At 62.8% G+C, this 25,637-nt stretch carries 26 protein-coding genes; 16 read left to right on the plus strand and 10 right to left on the minus strand.

What is annotated here, in order from left to right; all coding sequences use genetic code 11:
• Position 1: 1 nt before the first annotated feature.
• Entirely contained in the window at positions 2-949 is a 948-nt protein-coding gene (locus AC1D05_RS23720; RefSeq protein ID WP_477444171.1) for a cation diffusion facilitator family transporter, read from the plus strand.
• Between the two features lie 33 nt (positions 950-982).
• Here AC1D05_RS23720 and AC1D05_RS23725 read toward each other — a convergent pair whose 3' ends face one another.
• The gene (locus tag AC1D05_RS23725) at positions 983-1,645 is read right to left on the minus strand and encodes an NUDIX hydrolase (protein WP_477444172.1); all 663 of its coding nucleotides are present in this window, start codon (positions 1,643-1,645) and stop codon (positions 983-985) included.
• 125 nt (positions 1,646-1,770) lie between these two features.
• On the opposite strand from AC1D05_RS23725, the gene AC1D05_RS23730 reads away from it, so the two are divergent.
• The 3 genes from AC1D05_RS23730 (at position 1,771) to AC1D05_RS23740 (ending at position 5,065) form a co-directional block, all read left to right on the plus strand.
• A complete protein-coding gene (locus AC1D05_RS23730) occupies positions 1,771-2,814 on the plus strand; it encodes a hypothetical protein (RefSeq protein ID WP_477444173.1) in 1,044 nt (347 codons plus the stop codon).
• Between the two features lie 18 nt (positions 2,815-2,832).
• Entirely contained in the window at positions 2,833-3,744 is a 912-nt protein-coding gene (locus AC1D05_RS23735; protein ID WP_477444174.1) for a hypothetical protein, read from the plus strand.
• A gap of 109 nt (positions 3,745-3,853) precedes the next feature.
• Complete coding sequence (locus AC1D05_RS23740) at positions 3,854-5,065, plus strand: adenylosuccinate synthetase (protein WP_477444175.1); 1,212 nt, start codon at positions 3,854-3,856, stop codon at positions 5,063-5,065.
• A gap of 243 nt (positions 5,066-5,308) precedes the next feature.
• On the opposite strand, the gene AC1D05_RS23745 is transcribed toward AC1D05_RS23740, so the two are convergent.
• A complete protein-coding gene (locus tag AC1D05_RS23745; protein ID WP_477444176.1) occupies positions 5,309-6,406 on the minus strand; it encodes a hypothetical protein in 1,098 nt (365 codons plus the stop codon).
• Between the two features lie 95 nt (positions 6,407-6,501).
• Here AC1D05_RS23745 and AC1D05_RS23750 point away from each other — a divergent pair, with 95 nt between their 5' ends.
• The 4 genes from AC1D05_RS23750 to AC1D05_RS23765 all read left to right on the plus strand — a co-directional run bounded on the left by AC1D05_RS23750 (position 6,502) and on the right by AC1D05_RS23765 (position 9,328).
• Positions 6,502-6,939: a DsrE family protein gene (locus AC1D05_RS23750; RefSeq protein ID WP_477444177.1), complete on the plus strand. Its 438-nt coding sequence runs from the start codon at positions 6,502-6,504 to the stop codon at positions 6,937-6,939.
• 63 nt (positions 6,940-7,002) lie between these two features.
• The gene (locus AC1D05_RS23755; protein ID WP_477444178.1) at positions 7,003-7,785 is read left to right on the plus strand and encodes an SDR family NAD(P)-dependent oxidoreductase; all 783 of its coding nucleotides are present in this window, start codon (positions 7,003-7,005) and stop codon (positions 7,783-7,785) included.
• Positions 7,786-7,848: 63 nt separating this feature from the next.
• Positions 7,849-8,157, plus strand: a complete 309-nt coding sequence (locus AC1D05_RS23760; protein ID WP_477444179.1) for a putative quinol monooxygenase — start codon at positions 7,849-7,851, stop codon at positions 8,155-8,157.
• Positions 8,158-8,224: 67 nt separating this feature from the next.
• Positions 8,225-9,328 (plus strand): AbrB family transcriptional regulator, encoded by a 1,104-nt coding sequence (locus AC1D05_RS23765; protein ID WP_477444180.1) that lies wholly within the window; start codon positions 8,225-8,227, stop codon positions 9,326-9,328.
• A gap of 12 nt (positions 9,329-9,340) precedes the next feature.
• Here the strand turns inward: AC1D05_RS23765 and AC1D05_RS23770 are convergent, their stop codons facing one another.
• The 3 genes from AC1D05_RS23770 to AC1D05_RS23780 all read right to left on the minus strand — a co-directional run bounded on the left by AC1D05_RS23770 (position 9,341) and on the right by AC1D05_RS23780 (position 11,880).
• Positions 9,341-10,420 (minus strand): siderophore-interacting protein, encoded by a 1,080-nt coding sequence (locus tag AC1D05_RS23770; protein ID WP_477444181.1) that lies wholly within the window; start codon positions 10,418-10,420, stop codon positions 9,341-9,343.
• Positions 10,421-10,564: 144 nt separating this feature from the next.
• Entirely contained in the window at positions 10,565-10,894 is a 330-nt protein-coding gene (locus AC1D05_RS23775; protein WP_477444182.1) for a hypothetical protein, read from the minus strand.
• 98 nt (positions 10,895-10,992) lie between these two features.
• Complete coding sequence (locus AC1D05_RS23780) at positions 10,993-11,880, minus strand: LysR family transcriptional regulator (protein ID WP_477444183.1); 888 nt, start codon at positions 11,878-11,880, stop codon at positions 10,993-10,995.
• A gap of 147 nt (positions 11,881-12,027) precedes the next feature.
• On the opposite strand from AC1D05_RS23780, the gene AC1D05_RS23785 reads away from it, so the two are divergent.
• Positions 12,028-13,560: an MFS transporter gene (locus tag AC1D05_RS23785; RefSeq protein ID WP_477444184.1), complete on the plus strand. Its 1,533-nt coding sequence runs from the start codon at positions 12,028-12,030 to the stop codon at positions 13,558-13,560.
• Positions 13,561-13,623: 63 nt separating this feature from the next.
• On the opposite strand, the gene AC1D05_RS23790 is transcribed toward AC1D05_RS23785, so the two are convergent.
• Genes AC1D05_RS23790 through AC1D05_RS23800 form a run of 3 tightly spaced genes read right to left on the minus strand, consistent with a single transcriptional unit; the run spans position 13,624 to position 15,885 of the window.
• A complete protein-coding gene (locus tag AC1D05_RS23790) occupies positions 13,624-13,938 on the minus strand; it encodes a nuclear transport factor 2 family protein (RefSeq protein WP_477444185.1) in 315 nt (104 codons plus the stop codon).
• Positions 13,938-14,714, minus strand: a complete 777-nt coding sequence (locus AC1D05_RS23795; RefSeq protein ID WP_477444186.1) for an esterase family protein — start codon at positions 14,712-14,714, stop codon at positions 13,938-13,940. The genes AC1D05_RS23790 and AC1D05_RS23795 overlap by 1 nt, the downstream gene beginning before the upstream one ends.
• Before the next feature lie 4 nt (positions 14,715-14,718).
• The gene (locus tag AC1D05_RS23800) at positions 14,719-15,885 is read right to left on the minus strand and encodes an ATP-grasp domain-containing protein (RefSeq protein WP_477444187.1); all 1,167 of its coding nucleotides are present in this window, start codon (positions 15,883-15,885) and stop codon (positions 14,719-14,721) included.
• Positions 15,886-16,313: 428 nt separating this feature from the next.
• Between AC1D05_RS23800 and leuA the strand changes: the two genes are divergently transcribed.
• The 4 genes from leuA to AC1D05_RS23820 all read left to right on the plus strand — a co-directional run bounded on the left by leuA (position 16,314) and on the right by AC1D05_RS23820 (position 21,797).
• Positions 16,314-18,059 (plus strand): 2-isopropylmalate synthase, encoded by a 1,746-nt coding sequence (leuA, locus tag AC1D05_RS23805; RefSeq protein ID WP_477444188.1) that lies wholly within the window; start codon positions 16,314-16,316, stop codon positions 18,057-18,059.
• 253 nt (positions 18,060-18,312) lie between these two features.
• Positions 18,313-20,085, plus strand: coding sequence for a hypothetical protein (locus AC1D05_RS23810; protein WP_477444189.1), 1,773 nt, complete (start codon positions 18,313-18,315; stop codon positions 20,083-20,085).
• 208 nt (positions 20,086-20,293) lie between these two features.
• The gene (locus tag AC1D05_RS23815; RefSeq protein ID WP_477444219.1) at positions 20,294-21,094 is read left to right on the plus strand and encodes an alpha/beta fold hydrolase; all 801 of its coding nucleotides are present in this window, start codon (positions 20,294-20,296) and stop codon (positions 21,092-21,094) included.
• Between the two features lie 94 nt (positions 21,095-21,188).
• Positions 21,189-21,797, plus strand: a complete 609-nt coding sequence (locus AC1D05_RS23820; protein WP_477444190.1) for a hypothetical protein — start codon at positions 21,189-21,191, stop codon at positions 21,795-21,797.
• Here AC1D05_RS23820 and AC1D05_RS23825 read toward each other — a convergent pair.
• Positions 21,781-22,710 (minus strand): metallophosphoesterase family protein, encoded by a 930-nt coding sequence (locus AC1D05_RS23825; RefSeq protein ID WP_477444220.1) that lies wholly within the window; start codon positions 22,708-22,710, stop codon positions 21,781-21,783. The two genes, AC1D05_RS23820 and AC1D05_RS23825, sit on opposite strands and share 17 nt — an antisense overlap.
• Before the next feature lie 53 nt (positions 22,711-22,763).
• Between AC1D05_RS23825 and AC1D05_RS23830 the strand changes: the two genes are divergently transcribed.
• Together AC1D05_RS23830 and AC1D05_RS23835 are read left to right on the plus strand one after the other, a co-directional pair.
• Positions 22,764-23,261 (plus strand): NUDIX domain-containing protein, encoded by a 498-nt coding sequence (locus AC1D05_RS23830; protein ID WP_477444191.1) that lies wholly within the window; start codon positions 22,764-22,766, stop codon positions 23,259-23,261.
• 89 nt (positions 23,262-23,350) lie between these two features.
• On the plus strand, positions 23,351-23,806 hold the full coding sequence (locus AC1D05_RS23835) for an ABZJ_00895 family protein (RefSeq protein ID WP_477444192.1): 456 nt from the start codon (positions 23,351-23,353) through the stop codon (positions 23,804-23,806).
• 31 nt (positions 23,807-23,837) lie between these two features.
• Here the strand turns inward: AC1D05_RS23835 and AC1D05_RS23840 are convergent, their stop codons facing one another.
• Entirely contained in the window at positions 23,838-24,821 is a 984-nt protein-coding gene (locus tag AC1D05_RS23840) for a glutathione S-transferase family protein (protein ID WP_477444193.1), read from the minus strand.
• Positions 24,822-25,094: 273 nt separating this feature from the next.
• On the opposite strand from AC1D05_RS23840, the gene AC1D05_RS23845 reads away from it, so the two are divergent.
• Entirely contained in the window at positions 25,095-25,619 is a 525-nt protein-coding gene (locus tag AC1D05_RS23845; protein ID WP_477444194.1) for a GNAT family N-acetyltransferase, read from the plus strand.
• Positions 25,620-25,637: the final 18 nt, after the last annotated feature.

Raw genomic sequence — 25,637 nt, forward strand, 5'->3', positions numbered from 1 at the left:
GATGGCTGAAGCCGAGAACACGATGGCGATCGCAGCCAAGGCGGCCGCGAAGCGTAGGGTTGCCAACCTTGCCTTCTGGTCGATCGTGGTCGCCTTTGTCGTGCTCGCGCTGAAAGCCGCCGCCTGGTACTTGACCGGCTCCGTCGCGCTCTATTCCGACGCGCTGGAATCGATCGTCAATGTCATTGCCTCGGGCGCCGCCTTCTGGGCGATCCAGGTCAGCTACAAGCCGGCCGACCAGGATCATCCTTTCGGCCACCACAAGGCCGAGTATTTCTCGGCGGTGCTCGAAGGCGTGCTGATCGTGCTCGCGGCTTTGCTGATCCTCAACGAGGTCTGGCGCTCCTGGCAGGCGCCAGCGCCCATTGAAAAGCCCTGGAACGGCCTTGCCGTCAACGGTATCGCCACAATCATCAATGCCTTCTGGGCCTGGACGCTGATCCGCGCCGGACGGGCCGAGAAATCGCCGGCACTCGTCGCCGACGGCAATCACATCATGACCGACGTCGTCACCTCGATCGGCGTCTTCGGCGGCCTGGTTGGGGCAATCCTGACCGGCTGGCAGATCCTCGATCCGGCGCTCGCTGTCCTCGTAGCACTCAACATCCTGTGGCAGGGCTGGCATGTCATCGGCTCGTCGATGAACGGCCTGATGGACCGCGCCGTCGACACCGCCGAGCACATGCGCATCCGCGACATCATCTCGGCCAACTGCAAGGGCGCGCTGGAGGTGCATGACCTGAAGACCCGCATCGCCGGCCGCGCCACCTTCATCGAGTTCCATCTGGTCGTCGATGCCGACATGACGGTCGGCGCCAGCCACGTAATCTGCGACCGCATCGAGGACGCGCTGAAGGCAGAAATCCCCTCCGTGCGCGTCACCATCCACGTCGAGCCCGACGATGAGGCCAAGCTGCCCAAGGGCACGACGGCGGTGCCCTTCGCTTAGCCGGCATGGCCCGCAGTTTCAGCTTTGATGCCGTCAAATGGTCCGGTCAAACATCAGCACACCTCGCTTGGCGCGGTATAGCCTGCCTGGACGCTTTCGGGGGGCCGGCGCTTCAAATTCGTCAGTCGCTTCCACGACTTCGAGTTCAGCGATCTTTCTGCGAAACGAGCTCGGGTCGAGGTTTACCCCCATCACCTGCTCGTAAACTTCCTGCAGCGCCGGCAGCGTGAATTTTCTGCCCAGCAATTGCATGGGAAGGGTCGAATAGGCCCCTTTGCCGCGCAGCCTACCAACGGCAGCATCCAGAATGTCGCTGTGATCGAAAGGCAGCCCCCTCACCTCATCCACCGGCCTCAACATGAGAGCAGTGCTGTCAGCCAGTCGAACCGCCGGAACCAGCGCCATATAGGCAATCGAAACAGACCAGCCTCGCGGGTCCCGCAGCAGGCCCGCGAAACTGGCCAGCTGTTCGAAATAGATTTTTTTCAGGCCGGTCTTTGCCATGAGCACGCGCGCCACGGTTTCATCCGCGTCCTTGTCTTCATCGACATGGATGAAACCACCGATCAGCGCCTCCTCGCCTTCAAAAGGCGGCACCCGACGCCTTGCGAGCGCGACGTGAAGGCGGCGGTCGACGATGGTCAGCAAGACCACATCAACGGTGACGATCGGCTTCTCGAAATTGTCTGCCTGCATTCTTCGAGCCCGCCCCTGCGCTGCGTCTAGCAAATCAGTAACATCAAGTTTGTAATTTGCAAAATGCAACTTGCAAATTACAAATCAGCGCGTATTATCTGACCTGAGAGCGACGGAGACGAACCATGAAATCAGCGAGTGAAATTTTGACGATCCGCCCAAGCGACGCTCGCTCCCTGTTTCCAGGCGATGCCATCGCCATCCGCAAAGCCTATCGTCAACTGGCTGCGGCGTGGCATCCCGACCACTGCTGCGACGAACGAGCCGCACAGATTTTCGCCCACCTGACCAGCTTGAGAGAAGCCGCCCTGAGGATCGTGCAGGGCGCGCGCCCAACCCTGAGAGAGCGCACCTACCACGCGGCCGGCGCCAAGACATGCCGGATGCGCTTTTACTCTGAACAACCCGGTCCCCTCGGCGATGTTCTGGTCGGCCGCAGCCATGTCGTCTACGAAGCGCCGGATGCCTTCGGCGATATCGTCAAGGCCGAAGCAGCCAATATTCGCTCCCTTGCCTTTGCCGGACCTGAAATGGCGGCTGAGATGAAGCGATTTCTTCCCGCCTTTGACCGGGTCGTGGCCAGAAGCGGCATCAAGGCATCTGTGTTGGACAAACCCAGGGATGCCGTTCTGCTGGGTGATTTGCTCCGTCACATGGGCGGCAGGCTAGAGCCCGTTCACGTCGCCTGGATCGTCTCCGGCATGCTTAACCTCGCCTCCTACCTGCATTGGCGCGGGCTCGCCCACTGTGCCATCGCTTGCGAGACGGTTTTTGTCGACCCGCAATCGCACGCGGTCATGCTGATCGGCGGCTGGGGTTTTGCCACACACTATGGAGCCAGGCCCGCTGCCATACCGGAACGAACCGCTGCGGCCATTCCACGCCTGATGCTCAACGGTGAACTGGCAAGCCCCGATATCGACCTTGGCCTGATCCGGGCAACGGCCTGCGACCTGCTTGCCACCCCTGGCGGTGGCGGGCTGGCGCTCGCACCAGACATTCCGTCAACGATGCGCGACTGGCTGCTGCTGCCGCCCGCACAGCATGCCTATGAGGATTACACGCGGTGGCAGGAATGCCTCGCTCGCTCATTCGGACCAAGGAAGTTCGTACCGTTTTCAACCACGGCGGCCGACATCTATCGCCAAAAGACGAATTTCGGCGCCTGACAGCAAAGGAGAAAGACCATGGGTAGTGGACGTTGGAGCAGCACGGACTGGAATGCCTATGCAACCGCGCATGTGAGCGGCAAATCGGCCGCCCATATTTTCAAGGCGCGCACACTGGACCCGACTTATGATCCGAAAATGATCCAGGTGCGAGAGTCCAGGGATTCCGCCGACAATCCGGCATCGACCCCGATCATCCTGGCTTCCGACGTAACAGGCTCGATGGGCATGGTCGCACACCAGCTGATGAAGGATGGGCTGAACACGCTTGCGCAGGAAATCTACGCCCGAAAGCCCGTTTCAGATCCGCATGTCATGATGATGGCCGTTGGCGATGCCGAATGTGACCAGGCCCCGCTTCAGGTAACGCAGTTCGAGGCCGACATTAAACTCGCCGATCAGGTCCGGAGCCTGTGGATCGAGGGCGGCGGTGGCGGAAACAGCGGCGAGTCCTATTGCGGCGCCCACTATTTCGCCGCCACCAAGACCGTGAGCGATGCCTGGGAAAAGCGCCGCAAGAAAGGCTATCTGTTCACCATCGGCGACGAACCGGTGCTCGACGGCATGCGCGGCAGCGAGGTTAGCCGTGTGTTCGGCGGGCCGGCAAAAAATGTCAGTGCCGCTGAGTGCATTGCCATGGCGTCGCGGACCTATGAGGTCTTTCATGTCATTTTGAAAAATGAAGGCTATGCTAAGGGCAGCCTCGCAAGAGTATTTGCGTCCTGGCAACCCCTTCTCCCACAGCGTCTCATCCTGCTGGACGACGTGACCAAGCTTGCGGAAGCTGTCGTCTCGACGATCCAGGTCGCGGAAGGGGCAAGTAAATCCACGGTCGCGGCCTCATGGAATGGCAGCACCGCAGTGACGGTCGCCAATGCCATCAAGGATATCGCCACACTGGGCACCTCCGGCGCTGTACGCCTGGCATAGCGGAACAAGACAACAATCCACGCGCATGCCGCCAAAAAATGTCCACCGCTTGTCGGCGGCATGCGCGATCAAGCTGCTCAGTATGGCTGGGGCCGCAGGGATAACGATCATGAACAAGGCAAGGACGGCCCGAGCTGTCATCGGGGCAGGCTACGGAGACGAGGGCAAAGGCCTGATGACGGATTGCCTCGCCGCGCAGGGAGGCGACGTCGTGGTCAGAACCAATGGCGGCACGCAGGCCGGGCACACCGTTATTGACCCTGCCGGCCGACGCCATGTCTTCCACCATTTCGGCTCGGGCTCGCTTGCCGGGGTGCCGACGCATCTGAGTCGGCATTTCGTGTTGCATCCCTTGCTGTTTGCCTCCGAAATGGAGACGCTCGCCAGCATCAGTGCATGCGTCAGAACCTCGGTCGACCCACGCGCCCTGGTGACGACCCCCTGGGACATGATGCTGAACCAGTTTGTCGAAATGAGGCGCGGTAGCGCCAGGCACGGTAGTTGCGGCGTTGGATTTGGCGAAACCATAGAACGAAGTCTCGTTCCGGAGCTGGCCCTCAGTTTCGGCGATCTCGCGTCAGCGAAGTGTCTGCGCCCTGCCCTCGAAAAAATAAGACTGCAATGGGTGCCGCAAAGGCTCGCCGCCTTGGGCGGCGGAATCCTGGGCAGGCAAGAGATCGAGCTCGTTATGAACGACGCTGTGCTTGATCGATATCTGAAGGACTGCGAAGCCATGGCCGCATCGCTTTCGGTTCTCGCCGATGCCGATTTGTCAGGGCATGTCATCTTCGAAGGCGCCCAGGGCCTGATGCTCGATCAGGATTTCGGAGCGTTTCCCTATGTGACGCGATCCAACACCGGTCTCGTCAACATGGCCGCTGTTGCCGCCGAGGCTGGCATTGAAACGATCGAGACATTCTACACCACCCGCGCCTATGTGACCCGTCATGGCGCGGGCCCGATGGCCCATGAAGGTGAGAGCATGGCGGCCTTCAGCATCCTCGATCCCACCAATATTGAAAACCCTTGGCAGGGCAGGTTAAGGGCAGCCCCTCTCGATGTGAATATTCTGAAGAATGCGATAAAGAACGACATCCGACGGTCTGAGGGAAAGGTCCATATCGTTCCCAAGCTCGTGGTAACTTGCCTGGATCAAATAGAAGGAGAAGCGCCCTTGTTTGTGGACGGCAGACGGATCCATTTGGCGGAAAGCGACTTGGCTGCTGTGGCGGCACAGAACATTGGAATTGATCTTGCCGCGATCTGCTACGGTCCTTCCCGCAAGTCAATCAAATGTCTACAGAAACAAATCAAGGCTTGAACAAAGCGTCCAACTCTGGCCGCTCCTGCTGATCAAGGTGCTCCAGCACGGCCTCGACAAAATCATCATCAAGTACCCCGCTTGCGACCGGCTCATCATGTGTCGGCTGCGGTTTCGATTATCGGCAAATGGTCGATGACAGCTTCGCCTTCGGCGTTGGCGAAACCGATGAACGGCAAGGAAGTCAGAAAACCAAGAAAGCTGCGACACATCATTTTCATTGCCGAATGGCTGCTACGGTGACTATGGCGCGCAGGCCGATTGCGGCATCGGCTCCAGCCGATACACCTTGTCGTCCGACTTCGTCTTGCCGTCAGCGGTCTTCGAGCAGAGATCGACGATCGCCAGGCTGCTGTTGGGATTGGCCAGCATCATCATGCCGTCGGCGCCGCGCTTGAGGAAGATTTCCTTCTGCGCGATGTCGCAGGAAAAATCACTCATCTTCGAGCTCGCGGCACAACGCCATTGGTCGGCTTCGCCCTGGCAGGAATAGGTCTGCGTGACCTTGCCCGACTTCAGCCGCGTGGTCACCGAGACGGCAATGTCGGCCCCATCGGGCCAGTTGGCGACGTCACCGCCAGAGGCGTAGGAAGCGAGTTCCACCGGCCCGCGAAAAACCCGGATCGACTGCGTCAGCTGATTGGGGTGTGAACTCATATGCGCGGCATCGTAATTACGGCCATAGCAGAAGGGTTGGTCGGGCTTCAGCCGCTCGCGCAGCGGCGCCCCAAGCGCCGGATCGATCGGATCAATGCGCGCGAATTCGGCCTTGCAGGTCGCAGCCGGCATCGGGTCCAGGCGGAAATTGTCATCCTCCGAGCCGAGCGCCTGCCTGTCATACTCCGCCTTGCCGAGTTGCTCCTCCGAGTCGGGATCGAGGTAGATATCCGGCGACAGGTCGGACAGCAGCACCCGGCCCTTGTCGTCGACCTTCAGCGAGGCCAGCGTACGGTCGCAATCCATGCCGCAGCGGATCGGGCCTGATGTGCCATCCTCGGATTCGTGATTGCACCAGCCGCTTGCCCATTGCGGTGCCTTGGCGCCGCGCACCGTAGTGGTGACAAAGCCATTGTAGGAGGTGTCGGAATTCGCGGTCGGTTCCTCGTTCGGCCTGCTGACCGGATCATGGCCATAGTAGAAGAAGATCCGCGCCACTTTCTGCTTCGGATGCGCTTTGAGATGCGCCGCGTCATAGACCCGGCCGAAACAGGCGTCCGCCCCGTTCGGGCTGAGTTCCCTAAGCTTAAGCGTATCGTCGGCGACAGCCGTGCCTGCCAGCAACCCAAGCAGCGCGGCGCCGAAGCCGGCAATTGTCGTCCATGCCCCTGCCCTGAACGTCATGTGACCTCTCCTCGCATCGACAGGACGTAACGTCAATTTATGCTAGTATTGCGGCCGGAGCCACGCAAATTGCGGTGAAATCCAAGGAGGATGCCATGCGCCGGCGCGACATGTTCCGCGCGGTTCTTGCCGGGACCGGAACGTTTCTTGGCCTGCGGGCCGTGCAGGCCGCGGCCACGGAGCCTGCCAGGCTGAAGGTCGCCTATCACCTCAGCGACCTCGACAAGGTCAATTTCGTGCTCGGCAACATCAAGAACCACTATGAGGGCACCGGCGGCAATGTCGACATCGTGCTGGTCGTGCACGGCCCGGCCCTGGCCGCCTTCAAGTTGAAAGGCATATCGGCCGCGGTCTCCGGCCGCTTCGCCGGCCTGGTGCAGCAGGGGCTCGAGCCGCAGGCCTGCGCCAACACCATGCAAGGCATGGACATTTCGCTCGCCGACCTGCTCGCCGGTTTCCATGCCGCCGACAAGGGCGGCGTCGTCAAGCTCGCTGAACTGCAAAGCCAGGGCTATGCCTATCTCCGGCCATAGTGCACAGTCTTGACTCCGGGGCCGGGAACGGCTGGTCTCGTTGAACCCTCCGGAGGACCAGCAGTGCCCGTCACGACCGCGCTTACCATCCCCGATCTCGCTGGCAAGGCGGTGCTGGTCACCGGTGCCTCGACCGGCATCGGTGCTGCGCTCGCGCTGGCCTACGCCGCGCAGAAATCCAAGGTGGCGCTGCACTACAATTCGAGCCGCGACGCCGCCGAGAAGCTCGGCAAGACCATTGCCGACGGTGGCGGCGAGGTCTTTCTTGTTCAAGGCGATTTCTCCATCCCCGCCGATGTCGAGCGCGTCGTCGAGGACAGTGCGCAACATTTCGGCCGCCTCGACGGGCTGGTCAACAATGCCGGCGGCATGCTTGGCCGCGTGCCCTACGCCGAACAGACCGAGGCGCATTACGATGCGGTGATGGACCTCAACGCCCGTTCCGTGCTGACGGCTTCGCGCAAGGCGATCCCGTGGCTGAAGAAGCAGGGCGGCTTCATCGTCAACACCTCGTCGATCGCCGCGCGCAATGGCGCCGGCGGCGGCGCCGGTCTCTACGGCTCGGCCAAGGCCTTCGTCTCCAACGTGACGCGCGGCATGGCCAAGGAGTTGATCGGTTTCGGCATCCGCGTCAACGCCGTGGCGCCGGGCACGATCCTGACACCCTTCCACGAACGCTATTCGACCGCCGAGCAGATCAAGGGCATGGTCGCCACCATCCCGCAGGGGCGCGCCGGCACGGCGGAAGACTGCGTCGGCGCCTATCTGTTCCTCTCGTCGGACCTGCTGAGCGGCTACATCACCGGCCAGGTGATTGAGGTGAATGGCGGCCAGTTGATGCCTTGACCGGCTATCTGCATACTGAAAGCCCGCATACTCTGTCGGAGACTTTGAAGGGGAGACAACAGAATGTACGGACTGATCGGCAAGATGCGGGCGGCGCGGGGCCAGCGCGACGCGGTCATGGATGTCCTGCGCGCCAGCACCGGCGCCCTGCCGGGTTGCCTAAGTTACATCATAGCCACCGACCCGGCCGATGCCGATGCGATCTGGGTCACCGAAGTGTGGACCGACGCCGAAAGCCACAAGACTTCGCTGCAGCTCCCGGAAGTCCAGGCCGCCATCGCCAAGGCGCGGCCCTTCATCGCCGGCTTCGAGTTCCAGGTGGAGACTCACCCTATCGGTGGCTTCGGATTGGTTGACGGCAAGGCGGGCTGAGACCTGCGAGCAGCTTTTTCGACGCAGCAGGGTTCGCATCGCCCCGCTCCAGGTCTAAGACCGAAGAATGGATTCCTCGGCCCAGCAGCCACCTCCTGACCAGCCCGCAACCGAGCGCATGGCGCGGATAGCCAGGCCCTGGCAATGGCTGATCCTGCTCACCATCTCCGCTTTGTTTGCCGCCGCGCTTGAACTCGCCACTCTGCCGGCGGCGCTGCTGATCGGGCCGATGCTGGCGGCCATCGTCGCCGGCACCAATGGCGCCACGGTGCGGGTGCTGCGCCTGCTGTTCGGCTCCGCCCAGGCCATTGTCGGCTGCCTTGTCGCCGCGTCGATCTCGGCTGATATCTTTCCCGTCTTCTACCAGGAATGGCCGCTGTTCCTCGGCGTGGTGATCGCGACCGTCTCGGCTTCCAGCCTGCTTGGCTGGCTGATCAGCCGCTGGCGCATCCTGCCCGGCACCACCGCCGTCTGGGGCTCCTCGCCGGGTGCCGCCACCGCCATGGTGCTGATGGCTGGCGCTTTCGGCGCCGACCAGCGGCTCGTCGCCTTCATGCAGTATTTGCGCGTCATCTTCGTCTCGATGACGGCGGCGATCGTCGCCAAGATGTGGGTCGACACATCGGGCATCGAAATCCCGCCCATCATCTGGTTTCCGCCGATCGATCTGCAGGCCTTTGCCGCCACCATCGGCATCGCGCTGGTCGGCGGGATGGCGGGAAAGCTGTGCCGGCTGCCCTCGCCCTTCTTCCTCGGCACCTTCATCTTCGGCACTGTCATCCATCTCGGCCTTGGCGTCGAGATGCAGTTGCCGCCATGGCTGCTGGCGGTCAGCTACGCCATGGTCGGCTGGTCGATCGGGCTGAATTTCACCAGGCCGATCCTGCGCCATGCAACGCGCGCGCTGCCGCAGATTATCGCCTCGATCGTCGCGCTGATCGCCTTTTGCGGCGGACTTGCCTTCCTGATCAGCCATCTCCTGGGCATCGATCCGCTGACCGCCTATCTGGCGACCAGCCCCGGCGGCATGGACAGCGTCGCCATCATCGCCGCCGCGGCGCAGAACGTCGACATCTCCTTTGTCATGGCGCTGCAATCGGCGCGCTTCCTGATCGTGCTGCTTGTCGGTCCGAGCGTCGCGCGGCTGGTGGCCAGAAGCATCCGGGACTGACAGGCTCGGACCCTACTCTTCGCCGCCCCCGTTTTCACCCTGCGAGCCGCGGCGCCAATAGGCGGTGACCAGATGCCTGTGGCGCGGCAGGCCCCACTCCTTGCGCACGATCTTGCGTATCTCGCGGAAGTCGGCGAATTCGCATCCGGCCCACACGAAGAGACCGTCGGCTAGTGCGGCGTGGCCGCGCTCCCTGAGCGCTGCCGGCAGCACGCCGGCGGTGCCGGCCTCACGGCCATGCCGGTAGAGCCAGCTGATGTCGATATTGTCCCCTTGCGGCAGCGCGATCCGGTCATCCGGGCCGTCGACCTCGATCAGCGCCTCGGCGCGGGTCGACGGCGGCAGATGCTCGAGGATCCTGCCAATGACCGGCAGCGCGGTGTCGTCGCCGACGAGAAGCAGGGCCTGCGCCTCCGGAACCTCGCCGCCACCGGGTCCGATCATGCCGATCACGTCTCCTGCCTGGGCGTTCTGTGCAAAGGCGGCCGCCGGCGTGTCCTGGCCGGGGTGCAGCACGAAATCGACATCGAGCCAGCCGCTTGCCGCATCGATCGCCCGGATCGTGTAGACCCGCACGGTGAGCGCGTCCTCGCCCGCGGGCCAGATCAGCAGGCCGTCAGGGCCTATCGAGGGCCAGACCGGCCGCCGGCCTCGCGGCGGCAACAGCAGCCGCATATGCAGGCCGCCATGGGTGAAGCGGCCGAGGTCCGTGCCGGCAAAGCGCAGGCGCTGCATGTGCGGCGAAATCCGCGTCGACGACACCACCGTGATCTCACGGAAGAAGACCGGCGTGCCGGCATCGCTGCCGTCGCCTTGCCAGCGCAATCCACTGGTCGTGCCGAGATGCTGGGCGACACGGCCGGCGACCGTCATCTTCATGTAGGACAGGCAGGTTTCGTCTGTAGCCGCAACGCGGACCAGCATCGCGTCGCCTTCGAGCGTGGCGCTCAACGACCCGTAATACAGGCGAAGCTCCCATCGATCGGGAGCACCGGTTTCGATCTCGAACTCACCATGTTCCGCGCGCAGCCGGTCCATCGCCGAGCGGGTCGCCTCATCGCTGATGCGGGTTTGCGCGCTCAACTGGTCCATTGCTGATATCCTTCGATAGCGGTCGCCATCGCCGGACATGCCATAGCGATGCCCGCGCTTCCACAGAAACATGACCTACGTAATCATATTTCTTTTAAGGTGCCGAACAGGGTCTTATCTGCAACGTGCCTTTTACCGGACCGCTCATCCGTCAACTGGGGAATTGCCGCCGTTGAAGCGGCCGAACATGCGTGCCGTCATCACGCCCATGAAGAGGGTGCCCAGTCCCAGCGCGAGGACGTCAGCCGTAGATCGCAGGTCGAAATCGCCGACACGGAGCACCAGAAGATAACCGATCGCCAGGTTCAAAAATCCCCACAGCACGTTCACGGTCGAGGAGGAATGGCCCTGGCCGCGCGGTGTGGCGAAGGGACTTTGAAAAGGTCGCCCCATCACGCCACTGACGAAATGCGGCACCGCATTCGTCAGCACGGCGCCACCGAAGAAATAGGACAGACAGTCGATCCATTGCATTTTTCAGGCACTCCCTTTCGCCAAGAGATCGAGGATGTCCCGCGTCGTGCCGCTTTCGCTCCACATCTGGAATCACAAAGCCGTGCCCCGCTGGCCGGCTATCGTGGTGCTGCAAGGCGGTCGGGAAGGAAATCGACGAAAACGCGCACCTTCGGCGACAGATGGCGATTGGAAGGCCACAGCATCCGGAACTGGCCACGGCCGTCGACATGATCGTCCAGCACGATCCGCAGCTTGTCCTCGCGCAGCGCCTCGCAAACCAGGAAATCGGGCATGCAGGCGATGCCAAGGCCAGCCATGGTAGCGCCCTTCAAGGCTTCCATGTTGTTGCAGGTCAGCATCGAGCGTATCTGTGGTTCGGCGCTTCCGGTCATGAATGGCCACTCCAGCAGCCTGCCGCTGTTGAGAAAGCGGAAATTGATGCCGAAATGCCTGATGAGATCCGCCGGCTCGCCGGGTGTGCCGTGGCGGTCGAGATAGGGGGGCGCCGCGCACAACAGCATGCGAAAGGGCGCAACGGGTCTCGACACCAATCGTGAATCGGGCAGCTGGCCGCTTCGAATGGCGACGTCGATGCCTTCCTCGATGACGTCGACGATGCGGTCGTTGAAATCGATGTCGAGCTCGATCTCGGGATAGCGCTCCATGAACTCCGACAGCACCGGCAAAAGCAGATGATAGGTGACGATCGGAGTGGAAATACGCAGCCGTCCGCGCGGCGTCTCCCGGGTCCGCGACAGCATCGCCTCGGCATCGTCGATTTCGTCGAGGATGCGCCGCACCCGCTCGTTGAACAATCTGCCCTCTTCCGTCAGGCCGATGCGCCGCGTGCTGCGCTGCAGGAGCCGCACGCCGAGTTCCTGTTCGAGCCTGGCGACACTCTTGCCGACGGCGGAAGCCGAAATGCCGAGCGCGCGTCCGGCGGCAATGAAACTGCCGAGTTCGGCGGTACGGGCGAAGGCCAGGAGGCCACTGAGACGATCCATGCATTCTTCCATTCGAGCGTTTTAGTCCGGTATATCAGGAGATATAGTACCATTTTTCCTGAAAGGCCGCTGACCTACCTTGTCGTTACGACCGGCGCCACGACCCACGCGGCATGCCGGCGGATGCTGCTTCAGATAGGAAAATCCATGACCTTGAAGATCCCAACCGGCCCGGCCGAGCCATGGCTCGTGCTCTTGTCGGTATGCCTTGCCGCGATGACGATGCCTTTGACCTTCACCGGCCCGGCCGTCGCACTGTCCCGCATCGCGGCCGATCTCGGCGGCAGCCCGATCGCGCTCAACTGGGTGACGAACGCCTTCATGCTGACCTTCGGCGCCAGCCTGATGGCGGCTGGCGCGCTCGCCGACCACCTGGGCCGCAAGCGGCTCTTCCTCGCCGGGCTCTGCCTCTATGTCCTGGCGTCATTGGGCGCCATGCTGGCGCTCGACATCGTCTGGTTCGACATCTTCAGGGCCGCGCAAGGGATCGGCAGTGCCCTGGCCTTCGCCGGCGGCGCCTCGGCACTTGCCCAGGAATTCGAAGGGCCGCTGCGGCTGCGCGCTTTCTCCTTCCTCGGCACCAGTTTCGGCATCGGCCTTGCCTTCGGCCCGATCGCCTCGGGCCTGCTCATCTCCGCATTCGGCTGGCGGTCGATCTTTGTTCTGGTCGCGGCATTGGCGATCGCCTCGGCAGTGCTGGGCCTGCGCACCATCAGGGAATCGCGTGACCCGGACGCGACCGGCCTCGACTGGGCGGGCGCCGGCACCTTCACCATAGCGCTGGCTTCGCTGACCTATGGTGTCCTGCAGGCGCCGCAGAGCGGTTGGGCCGATCCCCTCGTCATCGTTTTGCTCGCCGCGGCGGTCCTCTTCTTCACCGCCTTCGTGATCGTTGAGCGGCGTGTGCGCCGGCCGATGCTCGATCTCACGCTGTTTCGCTTTCCCCGCTTCGTCGGCGTCCAGTTCCTGGCGGCGGCACCCGCCTATGGCTTCGTCGTCCTACTCGTGCTGTTGCCGATCCGCTTCATCGGCATCGAAGGGATGAGCGAGATCAAGGCCGGGCAATTGATGATCTGCCTCTCGGGACCGCTGCTGATCCTGCCCTTGCTTGCCGGTCAGCTGGCACGCTGGGTCGCGCCGGCCACGATCTGCGGCGCGGGTCTGCTGATTGCTGCCGCCGGCCTCATCTGGCTGAGCCTGACACCACTGGTCGCCATCGCTCTGGTGGCGCCGCTGGTGCTGATCGGCATCGGCATCGCCCTCCCCTGGGGATTGATGGACGGGCTCGCCGTCAGCGTCGTGCCGCGGGAGCGCGCCGGCATGGCGGTCGGCATCTTCAACACCACACGTGTCGCCTGCGAGGGCGTGGCGGTGGCCATCGTCATGGCGATCCTGTCAGGCTTCACCGCAGCACAGCTCACCGCCCAGGGAGCATCTTCCAGGGATGCGGCTGCCGCGGCGCAGTTGCTGGTTACCGGCAATGTCGGTGAAACAGCGCAGCATCTGCCGACGGCCAGTACCCTGGCTTTGGTCCAGGCCTACGAGACGGCGTTCGACAGGCTGCTGATCGTACTGGCGGCGATCACCATCGTCACCGCCCTTGTCGTCTTCCTCGGTCTCCGCCGCGGATCGGCGGCGGAACACGAGGCCGTCCCGCTGCCGGCGTGCCAGGAAGGGTGATGTCGGTGCATGTCGCCCAAAAGTGCGCAGCGGTTTTGGGAAAACGACATGCACTAAGTGACGTCAGGTGATGACGAGGCTCGCTATGCGGTCGCCATCCAGCGTGAAGGTCATGTCGCCCTCGCCGTTGAAGCCCTTGCCTTTGACGGCGATACGGATGTGGTACGTGCCTTCCGCCGGCGTGATGCTGACGATGCTGAGATGCGACTTCACGCCGATATTGTCCGACTGGTTCCAGCGCGCGATCTGCTCGCGGCCCTGGAACGATCGTCCCCAGTCGCTCAAAAACGCGTCGTCGGCAAAGGTGCCAAGAAAGGCTTCCGTGTCGCCTTCATTGGTGGCCTCGACGAAGCGGCGGATGGGGTCGGGTGTCGTCATCAGTCCAATCTATGCATCAAATCATCATCCAGCCAGCGGCCGAAGAAATAGACCAGCTGCTTGTGCCACCATGGCCAGTCATGGCTAACGTCGCCGCCCCAGTAGTCGACCCAGGCGGGAATGGACTTGTCGCGCAGAATCTGTTCCAGCCGGCGCGTCTCGACCAGCATGCGCTCTTCCCAGGCGCCCTGCCCGCAGCAGAAGATCAGCCTCAGCCCCTTCAGCCGCGCCAGCAGTTTTGGGTCGACAATGCCGGGCAGATAGTCGAGCGGCGAGTTGTAGAAGATGTCGCCGTCCAGCGCCTTGCCGAAGAAATCGCGGGCTGAATAGACACCCGACAGCGAGATGACGCCGCTGGCGAGTTCCGGAAACCGGAAGACGAAATTCGAGGAATGGTAGCCGCCCATCGAGCAGCCTGAGAACAGCGGCTTCAGCTTGCGCCCGCCATTGGCGGCCGATGCGGTGGACAGGATTTCCGGCAGCGCTTCCTCGCGCACATAGCGGAAATAGGCCTCATGCCTGGCAATACGCTGCGCGGCGTCGACATGCTTGTTGAAGAAAGATTCCGAATCGATGCCGTCGAGCGTGAACAGCTGGATACGGCCGGTGTCGATGAATTCGGCCAGCGCGCCCACGCCGCCGGAATCCTCGAACTGGAAGAACCGCCCCTGCGAGGTCGGGAACACCACCACCGGCCGGCCGGCATGGCCGTAGCGCTTGTATTCCATGTCGCGGCCGAGCTTGTCCGAGAAATGCTTATGATAGGAGATGTCCATGGCCTCAGGCCTTTTCCGCGTGGATATAGGCGACTGCCTCGCGCAGATCAGCCTGATCCTTCGAGCGCATCTGGTAGGCGTAATTTCCCATGGCGCGGCTGAAAACCTCTTCTATCGGCTGATGGTGGACGATCTTGTCGCGGTGCGCCGCTAGCACGTCCTCATGGCTGTGCAAATAGTGGAGGTGGCGCTTGCGGCTGGCATAGGCGGTGAAATACTTGCCCTCATAGGGGCCACCGGCGGCGTCCTTGACCACCATGTCGGCCCATGCGGCGTAGACATCGATATCGAACGTGTAGTTGATGGCGTCGGTCATCCAGGCACCGGGCGGACGCATGTTGACCTCCAGCGCGATGATCCGGTCGTCCCTGGTCTCGAACAGCTCGATATGGAAGAAGCGCTCGCGCACGTCGAACGCTTTGAGGATCTTGCGGCCGGCCTCCTCGACAACAGGCCGGATTCGGGGAAAGCAGGTGTAGCTCATGTGGCGGTCCTTGTTGACCACCTCCATGACGCTCTGGTCATAGCGATGGCTGGCCGCCAGCACCACCTCACCGTCGCGGTTGACCAGCCCGTCATAAGTCACCACCAGCCCTTCGATGAACTGCTCCATGACGAAGGTCACGTCCTCGGGCTTGTCCCGGAAGAACTGGTCGAGCTCCCTGGCGTTGGAGATCTTGAAGGTGTTGGAAGCACCCGAGCCGCTGTCTGGCTTCACCACAACGGGGTAGCCGACGCGGCGGATGAAGGTCATGGCGCCGGCGCGGTCGGAGCATTTGCGCTGCGCGATCGTCTCGACGCCGCTCTTGCGGAAGAAGGCGCGCATGCGGCTCTTGCGCTTCAAATTCTTCACGAAATCGAGCTTGGTGCCGTAGATGTTGAAGTCGGTGCGGATGTTGGCTTCCAGCTCCAGCCAGTGCTCGTTGAGCGATTCGAAGCGGTCGATGCGGCCCCATTTGTGGATGAAATGGCCAATCGCCCGGAACACCGCATCATAGTCCTCCATGTCGGCGATACGGTAATATTCCGAAAGTGCTGCCTTCAGTCTGCCGTCCAGCGCGTCATAGGGCGCATCGCCAATGCCGAGCACGGTGGCGCCGGCTTTCTTCAGCCGGTCACAGAAATCGGCGCCGTTGGTCGGAAAATGCGGCGAGAAGAACACGAAATTCATGGACAATCCCCTCCCGGTGACAAGGCACCGCAGCCCCGTCGGCACCCAAGTCTGGCGCATTTGCGGCGCGTGGGGAAGAGCGCCTGCATCAAGGATAATGTTCAACAGATTCAGCACCCGCTTGCCTCTGCGGGGGCGCTCCTGTATGAGAACCGGCATGAACACGCGCGCCATCACAGCTTCCCGTCAGACCGGCTTTGCCGGCGAGACCGTGCGCGCGCTTGCCTCGACCCTGCTTCTTCTCGGCCTTATCGGCGATCGCCGGGTTCGCTGAAGGAGCGCCCGGCGGTCGAACCGCCGCGCAAGCGCATGCTCCTTGGCCAGTCTCAAAATTGGCAGTCACATCAAGCGAACGAAAATCTGGTAGAGGCGCCACTCGCCAGCCATCCGTCCAGGACGGATCCGAGGGCCGCCGGGAGAACAAGACGATGAACGCACGAGAACAAATCCGCCCTGATGCCGCGGTAGCCGGCAACGATGTTGAACCAACCCGCGGCATGCCCGACGCGGCCCGCAAATATCAGCCCTATCCAACCGTTGGCCTCACCGACCGCACCTGGCCCTCGAAAGTCATCGACAAGGCGCCGATCTGGTGTTCGGTCGACCTGCGCGACGGCAACCAGGCGCTGATCGATCCGATGGGCCATGAGCGCAAGGCACGCATGTTCGGCCTGCTGCTCGACATGGGCTTCAAGGAGATCGAGATCGGTTTCCCCTCGGCCTCGCAGACCGATTTCGACTTCGCCCGCTGGTGCATCGAGGAAGGCAACGTGCCTGCCGACGTGTCGCTGCAGGTGCTGGTGCAGTGCCGGCCTGAACTGATCGCCCGCACCTTCGAGGCGCTGAAGGGCGCCACCAACCCGATCGTGCATTTCTACAATTCGACCAGCGAATTGCAGCGCCGCGTCGTCTTCGAAAAGGATGTCGGCGGCATCAAGCGCATCGCCACCGACGCGGCCAAGATGATCACCGACATGGCGGCCAACGCCGGCGGCGGCTATCGCTTCGAATATTCGCCGGAGAGCTTTACCGGCACCGAGCTCGAAGTGGCGCTGGAGATCTGCAACGCCGTCACCGAGATCGTCAGGCCGACTTCAGACAACAAGCTGATCATCAACCTGCCGTCGACGGTCGAGATGTCGACGCCCAACATCTATGCCGACCGCATCGAGTGGATGTGCCGCAATCTCGACAACCGCGAGAACCTGATCATCTCGCTGCATCCGCACAACGACCGCGGCACCGGCATCGCCACCACCGAGCTCGGCCTGATGGCCGGCGCCGACCGCGTCGAAGGCACGCTGTTCGGCAATGGCGAGCGCACCGGCAATGTCGACATCGTCACGCTGGCGCTCAACATGTACACGCAAGGCGTCGATCCGGGCATCGACTGCTCCGACATCAACCGGATGAAGGACGTCTACGAGTACTCGAACCAGCTGAAGATCCCCGAGCGTCACCCCTATGTCGGCGAACTCGTCTACACCGCGTTTTCCGGCTCGCACCAGGATGCCATCAACAAGGGTATGAAGGCGCTGAAGAAGGCCAACACCAGCCTGTGGGAAGTGCCCTATCTGCCGATCGATCCAGCCGATGTCGGCCGCAGCTATGAGGCGATCATCCGCATCAACTCGCAGTCGGGCAAGGGCGGCATCGCCTATGTGCTGCAGGCCGATTACGGCCTCAATTTGCCGCGCAATCTGCAGATCGAGTTCAGCCAGGCGATCCAGGCGATCACCGATGCCGAAGGCAAGGAGGTGCCGGCCAAGCGCATCCACGATAGCTTCCTCGAGACCTACATCGACCAGCCGGGCGCGCGCCTGAAATTCCTCGACCACCACACCTATCCCGATACCGAGGTCAAGGGCCGGCGCGTGGTCGAGGCGGTCATCCTCGACAACGGCAAGGAAGTAACCATTACCGGCACCGGCACCGGCCCGATCGACGGTTTCGTCGATGCGCTGTCGCGCCATGTCGGCGTCGAGATGTCGGTGCTCGATTATTCCGAGCACTCGATGCAGCGCGGCTCAAATGCCTCGGCCATTTCCTATGTCGAAATGGAACATCCCGGCGGCAAGCTGTTCGGCGCCGGCATCAACACCAACATCGTTGCCGCCTCGCTGGAAGCGGTGACTTCGGCCGCCAACCGCATCGTCGGCCGCAAGGCGCGGTAGCGTTCGCCGATCGTTGGCGCGAGATCTGAACGGCTCTCGCGCCAGTCATTTTTTCAAGCCCGAACAAGGCCTTGGCCTTAGATGACTGCTGCTGGCGACGGCGCTCCTTCTGGAGCCGGCATCGGCCGCGCCATTAACCACCGGAAAATTATCCGGTTAGGTACGCGATCGCATAATGGGTGTATACTTGTGCGGTGGTGCGAGCCCTATATGATCGTATCTCAACCTGTGCCGACTTCGAGAGGATCGACACTTGCAGCATGCCACGCCTGCCGCCCCCGCAGTGCGCGAGACACTGGAGCGACTGCTTGCCAGCGAAACGTTCGGACGGTCCGAGCGCGCGCGCAAGCTGATCCGTTATCTTGTGGAACGCGAGCAGGCCGGCGAAGCCGACAGGCTCAAGGGCTTTTCCATCGCCATGGATGTCTTCGGCAAGGACGGCGATTTCGATCCGTCGACCGATGCCGTGGTGCGTGTGCAGGCAGGCAGGCTGCGCGAATTGCTGCAGCAGTATTTTGCCAATGAAGGCGTCGCCGAGCCCGTCCGCATCGCCATTCCACGCGGCGGCTACGTCCCGGCCTACGAGCTCAACGCGATCCGTTTGCCGGAAGCAGCCAAACCCGGCGAACAGACGGCAGCGTCAGTGGCTCCATCCGATCATCCCGGTGCTGCCGAAGATGCCTCTGCAGCCGCCGCATTGTTGGCGCCGGCAGCCCCCGTACCCTCGGTGGCGCGCCATCTCAGGTCCTTCTGGATGGCGATCGCTGTCGTCATCGCCATGCTCGGCATTTTGATCCTGCGCCAGGGCAGCGGCGCGCTGCTGGCCGGCGGCGATCTGCCGGCCACGTTCGAAACCGCCGGCCTGACCGGCAGCATCGCGCCGTCCCCCGTGAGTGAGGCGCTGCCGCTTGTGTACATCGCGGTCAAGGCCGATGGCACCGACGCCAGCCGCGTCGCCGCGTCGCTGCGCGCCGGCCTGAGCGGCTTCGACACGATCGACTTCATCGGTCGCGATACCGTCGAAAAGACCGACCCGGTCGCCAGTGCAACGAGCTTCATCTTCGATGTCCTGCCTGGACCGGACGCTGGGGACATCACCATCGAACTGCAGAGCGTGGCGACCGGACGAGTGCTTTTGTCACGCAACCTGACCGCCGCCGACCGCGCACCGAACGCTGTCGAGGACCGTATCGCCGGCATCCTCAGTTCGGCGCTGCCGGCGTCCGGCACGATCTATGGCTTTATCGAACAGAGCGGCGTTCAGACCGCGCTGACGCAGTGCCTGCTGCTCAACGACAAATATTATCTCGACCAGAACGCCACGACGCACGAGGCTGCCTATCGCTGCCTGGAAACCCTTGCCGAGCACGGCGCCAAATCGTCGCTGGTTTATTCCGAACTGGCCTCGTTGCAGCTCGAGGCCGTGAACGACCGCTACGTCTACCCGCCGGATGCGACAATCGAGAAGGCGCTGACATTTGCCCACCGCGCCGTGCAGTTGGGACCGACCAGCCCCAACGCGCATCGCGCCTATGGCTACATCTATTCGCGTCTCGGCAATGGCGACGAGGCGCTGCGCTGGATGCGCAAGGCCTACGACCTCAACCCCTATGATGTCGCTATGGCCGCGGCCTATGGCTACGGACTGATTTTCGCCGGCCGCTATACCGAAGGAACGCCGCTTCTGGCCCATGCGGTGGATGCCTCAAGCGGTCACCCGACATGGTGGGATTTCGGACTCTTCGCCGGTGAATTCATGCTTGGCGACATGAACAAGGCGACCATTGCCAGCAATGCCTTGAGAACGACTGCAACAAAATCGCACTATCTCGCCGCGCGGCTGATCGGCGCCAAGATCGCCGGCCAGGACAGTCAGGTGCGCAAACTGCTCGATGAACTCACCGCCAAATTCCCGAAATTCGCCGCCGATCCGCGCGCGACCTTCATCGACCGAAAATATCCGGCCGATCTGACCGAGCGGCTGGTCGGTGCCTTGCGCGCCGCCGGGCTCGGCAACGCCAGCTGAGGCCAACTACATCCACGGCTCGGCGCGCCGAGCCATTGTCGATTTCGTACGCAGCGATCATCGAGTACCCGTTAGCCGGCGCGTTCAGTCATCAACCGTACAAATCGCGAAAATTTTACTGGCCATAGCGCTGGACGAGGAGCAATCCAGCCGCATTTGGTGCCTGGTCACGCGCTTTTTCTCAGTCCTGCAACAAGCCCCCAGCTTCATGATTTCATCGCTCTATGCCGCCGAACAAGGATCTGGTTCGAAGACCATCGTCCTGCTGCATGGTTTCGGCGGTTGCCACGATGTCTGGCGCGAGGTGATCTCGTCCCTGTCGCCTCCCGCGCGCACGCTGGCCTATGACCTGCCGGGCCACGGCCTGTCGTTCGGTTTCCCGGACGCCGGTCCAGCCAAGGTGGCCGCCAGGGCTGTTCTCGCCGATCTGTCGGCGCGAAAACTGAAGCGCATTCATCTTGTCGGCCATTCAATGGGCGGCGCCGTGGCGATGTTGATGGCGTTGGCCGAGCCCGACAAAGTGGCCTCGCTGACGCTTCTGGCCCCAGGGGGGCTTGGCCCCGAGATCAATGGCCCGCTGCTGCGCCGCTACGCCAGCGCATGGGGTTCGTCCGAGATTCGGGACTGCCTTATCGCCATGTCCAGCCCTCACAGCCAGCCCCCGGAACGCATCGTCGATGTACTTCGTGAGATGCGTGGGCGGCCCGGCCAGGTGCAAAAACTCGCTGAAATCGCGGCCGCCATGACCACCGATGATCGGCAAGGTGTTATCCCGCGTGACCGTCTCGACGGGCTTAACATGCCTGTCATGGTGGTGTGGGGCGCCGACGATGTGGTGCTGCCCTCGACCCAAGCGGATGACCTGCCGGCGCATTTTCATGTGCATCATGTGCTGGAGGCCGGCCACATGCTTCCCGAGGAAGTGCCCGATCTCGTTGCCGACATCGTTCGCCGCAACATGAACCGCCGTGCCAGGCCGCATCGCCCGAATTTGGCAGCGACTGGGTGACTTTTCGCCTGTCCCGGACACGTCGATCTCGCCAGTGCATTTTGCCGACGGCTGTGTTAACCCCGTGTTAACCAAACCCGCGAGACAGATGCCGATGAAGGACGCAGGCGAAAAGATCGATCCGTCAAGAAAACTGTCCGATGCCATCCGCGACGTGAAGAACGCCTTCGCCGATCGCGACGATGTCGTCGTCGACATGCGCGAGGCGCATCGCATGCGCCTCGATCTGCTGGCCGGCGAACTTGCACCCGTCTTTGCCGATGTTCCCGCCGACATGGACAATTTCGACTTCGTCGTTTCCTCGGGGCTGCAGCCGCGCCTGTGGATCGATGCCGTCAGCCATGTCGCGATGGGGCGCGACCGCCGCACTTACCGCTTCCTCAAGGACACCCGCATCGGCCGCGTGGTGCTTGCCGAATCGACCGAGATGAAGCCGGTTGCCGATTCCGTGACACGCTATGTCGCCGAGCGCGTCGTCGAGCGCCAGAGGATGATGGAAGGCGGGATCGAGGCCGCCGGCATGAAACGCGCCGCGGTGGCGGAAGCCGAGCCGCCGCTGCGCTCGCCGCCACGCAGCAAGGGCTGGTCGGCCTTCCTGTCAGGCCTTGGCCTGGTAGCCGCCGGCGCGCTGGTCGGCCTGGCGGTGTCGGTCGCCCTGTTCTGGGACCGCATCGTGGCGATGGGGCTCAGCCTGCGGCCATAGCAGCGGTGGCCGCCACGCCAATCTCCAGCGTCTGAAGATCGGTAGGTGGCATCGCCGGCCCGGTCAGGCCGCGTCGTGTCAGGCGGATGCGCCAACTGCCCTTTTCGCCGTCGATGTCGAACAGATTGTACTGTGCCGCCGGATGCTTGGTACCCGGTGCCTGGCCAGCGGCGGCGACGCCGACCGCTGGAATCCGGACCGCCCGGGTACCGATGAAGAACAGCGACGGCAGATGCGAATGGCCGTGCAGGACAAGCTCGGCGCCATGGCGGCGGATGATCTTGTGGAAGCGTGAAATCCCGAACAGTCGCTTGTGTTGTGAGACCGCGCCGCGCACCGGCGGATGGTGGATCATGATCGCGCGAAACAGGCCTTGCCCGCCGGTGTCGCGAAGGATCTTGCCGAGCCGCTCCGCCTGCCCTTCCATGAAGAAGCCATTGGCCATGAAGGGTGCCGTGGCGCGCGCCGTCGAGACGCCGATCAGCGCGACATTGCCGCGCACGCGCAGATAGGGGAACGCGTTGCGGTCGACCGGCGAGTTGACGCCGTCACCGCTCATCCAGGCCGCCCATGACCGGCAGACCTTGTCGAAGGCGCCTGGCACATAGGCGTCGTGGTTGCCCGGAACCACCGAAACATCGTGCGGCGATCCCAGCGTCTCCAGCCAGTGTTTGGCCATCTCGATCTCGCCGTCGAGCGCCAGATTGACCAGATCGCCAGTGACCGCGAGGTGGTCGGGGTTTTGCACCTTGATGTCGGCGGTGATGGCGTCGATGACGGCGTCATGCATGTGGCGGCGGCGGTTGCGCTGCCAGTTGACGTAGCCGAGCACGCGCTTGGAGGCGAGATCGCGATAGGATACATCGGGGAGCGGCCCCAGATGGACATCGGAAATATGCGCGATCCTGAACATGTTTCTTTCATAGGCGACGCGCACGCGGCTTTCCACCCACGGTTTCGCTAGCGATGACGAACGATCCTGAAACCGCTTTCCGCCAGACCGGATGGGCGGGGCTACGGGCCGGGCTGTTTCACCTCTATTTCGTGCTGCGGCGGCCAATGACGCTCGGCGTGCGCGGCCTCGTCCATGACACCGCGACGAATTCCGTCTTCCTCATCCGTCACACCTATGTGCCCGGCTGGCAGCTTCCCGGCGGTGGTGTCGAGGTCGGCGAGACGCTGGCCGAGGCACTGGCGCGGGAACTGGCCGAGGAAGGCAACATCGCGCTGACCGCGCCAGCGGTGCTGAAGTCGATGCATTTCAACCGCCGCTCCAGCCGCCGCGATCATGTCGGCTTCTACTTGATCGAGCAGTTCAGCCAGCCGGCGCCGAAGCAACCGGACCACGAGATCGCCGAGGCCGGCTTCTTCCCGCTCGACCGCCTGCCCAGGGACACGACACCGGCGACGCGGCGGCGGATCGCAGAGATTTTTCAGAATGAACCCGCGTCGCCCTATTGGTAGGCTTGCCTTAGCTGTTTAAAAAGTTCTGCGCTATATTGATCTAGAAATACACGGGGGGCGGTTCCATGGATGTCGAACAAGTAGAATCCGTGAGCGTCTGGCCCTATGTCGGCTTCTATAGTCTTATGATGGTCGGCCTGACCGTCGTGTTTGTCGTCATAGCGATGATGTTTCCGTCGCTACCCGACAGCTTCAGCCATGCAAGCGGCTTCGCCATTACCTTCGGGTCGACCTCTTTCGCCTCCTACAAATTCATCAAGAGGAACCTTCGGCTGTTCAATCGAGACGAATATTGGATGATAACGCTTTTTTCGTCTCTGGCCTCGTGCCTGCTTTCACTGGTGTTCGTAGGCCTTGCTGTCGCGGGCGGAGCCATGCCGGGAAGCGGTACCATGCCTGCTCTCGCCTGGGTTTTCATCCTGTTGCTTGCCGGGCTTGTGGTTTTCGCCATCAACGCCTGGGGCTATTCCAGCCGCATGGGCAAGAATTTCCTGAAAGCGGAGCTTGCCAGACAGGCGCGCATCAACACCGAGACCTTCCGGTAAAGTCTCGGCGATTTTGGAGCTATCGGCGACTTCAGATTCCGAACCGCGCCCGGTCATGCGGCGCGCTATAGTCGAGCTCCGGCCCGACCGGCACGATCCGCGTCGGATTGATCGTTTCGTGGCTGGCGTAATAATGCGCCTTGATGTGATGCAGGTTCACGGTCTCGGCGACACCAGGCACCTGGTAGAGGTCGCGCAAATAGTTCGACAGGTTGGGATAGTCGGCGATGCGCCGCAGATTGCATTTGAAATGGCCGACATAGACCGGATCGAAGCGCACCAGCGTGGTGAACAGCCGCCAGTCGGCCTCGGTGATGCGGTCGCCGACGAGATAGCGCTGTTTTGACAGCCGCTCCTCCAGCGTATCCAGCGCCGCGAACAACTCGCTGAACGCCTCTTCATAGGCGCGCTGCGTGGTGGCGAAGCCGGCGCGGTAGACGCCGTTGTTGACGGCGGGATAGACCAGCGCGTTGATGCGGTCGATCTCGCGCCGCAGGTCCTGCGGATAGAAGTCGAGGCTTGCATCGCCCCATGCGTCGAACGCCGAGTTGAGCATCCGGATGATCTCGGACGACTCGTTGGAGACGATCGTCTGTTCCTTTTTGTCCCACAGCACCGGCACCGTCACCCGGCCCGAATAGGCGGGATCGGCCTTGGCATAGATCTGGTGCAGGAAATCGAGACCGTAAAGCGTGTCGCCGGTGGCGCCGTCCTCGGCCAGGAATGTCCAACCATTGGCGCCCATGAAATGATGCACGACCGAGACGGAGATGACGCCTTCCAGTCTCTTCAGCGCACGAAAGATTAGCGTCCGGTGCGCCCACGGGCAGGCGAGCGAGACATAAAGGTGATAGCGCCCGGGCTCGGCCTTGAAGCCGCGCGTCCGGCCTTCGGCCGGCGCCCCGTCGACGGTGATCCAATCGCGCCATTGCGACTGCGTCCGCACGAACCTGCCGCCATTGTCCGCCGTATCGTACCAGCGATCCTGCCACCTGCCCTCGACCAGCAATCCCATGCAAATCTCCTTGCGTCCTCTTGTGCAATGTAGGCGCAAGGCTGCCCTGACGAAGACGTCAGGTGCTGAACAGACCGTCACTTGACGGAGACGGCGGACATATCAGGCCGATTGCAGCGGCCGAAAATTGATGCTAGCGGACACTCCGCATGTTCGACTTTGCTTTGATCCGGTTTGACCGACGACGAAAGGGCGCCCGCGCTTGATGAAGCGCTGACTGGCGAATGCTGCCGTTTGCAGCAAACCTTTCCTCCTTACCGGAACGCAAAGACCATGAGCCTTGCCGACGTGAAATACCTGCCGGAAACCCCGGCGCACGACATCCAGATCGAAGCCATCAACGACGAAGCCTTCGGGCCCGGCCGTTTCGTGCTGGCCGCCTACAAGATCCGCGAAGCCGGCGGCCACGAGCGCGCGCTGTCCTTTGTCGCGGTCGACGGCGACCTCGTCGTCGCCTCGGTGCGCATGACCCGCATTGCCGCCGGTGCCGGCCGCGCGCTGATGCTCGGGCCGCTTGCGGTGCGGCCGGCCTTCAAGAATCTCGGCATCGGCCGCCGTCTGGTGGCGATCGCACTCGAGGCGGCCGTCGAGGCCGGCGCGCCGGCCGTCATACTGGTCGGCGACGAGCCCTATTACGGGCCGCTCGGCTTCAAGCGCATCCCGCGCGGCCAGATCTCGATGCCGCGTCCCGTCGATCTCGACCGCCTTTTGTCACACGAGATCACGCCGGGCGCAGTCGCCCGGCTCTCTGGCGAGGTCGGTCATGCCAGCCAGGCCAGGATCGCCGAGCACGTCTAGACGGTGGCTTGACCTTGG

Source organism: Mesorhizobium sp. P2_E9 (genome assembly GCF_056403815.1).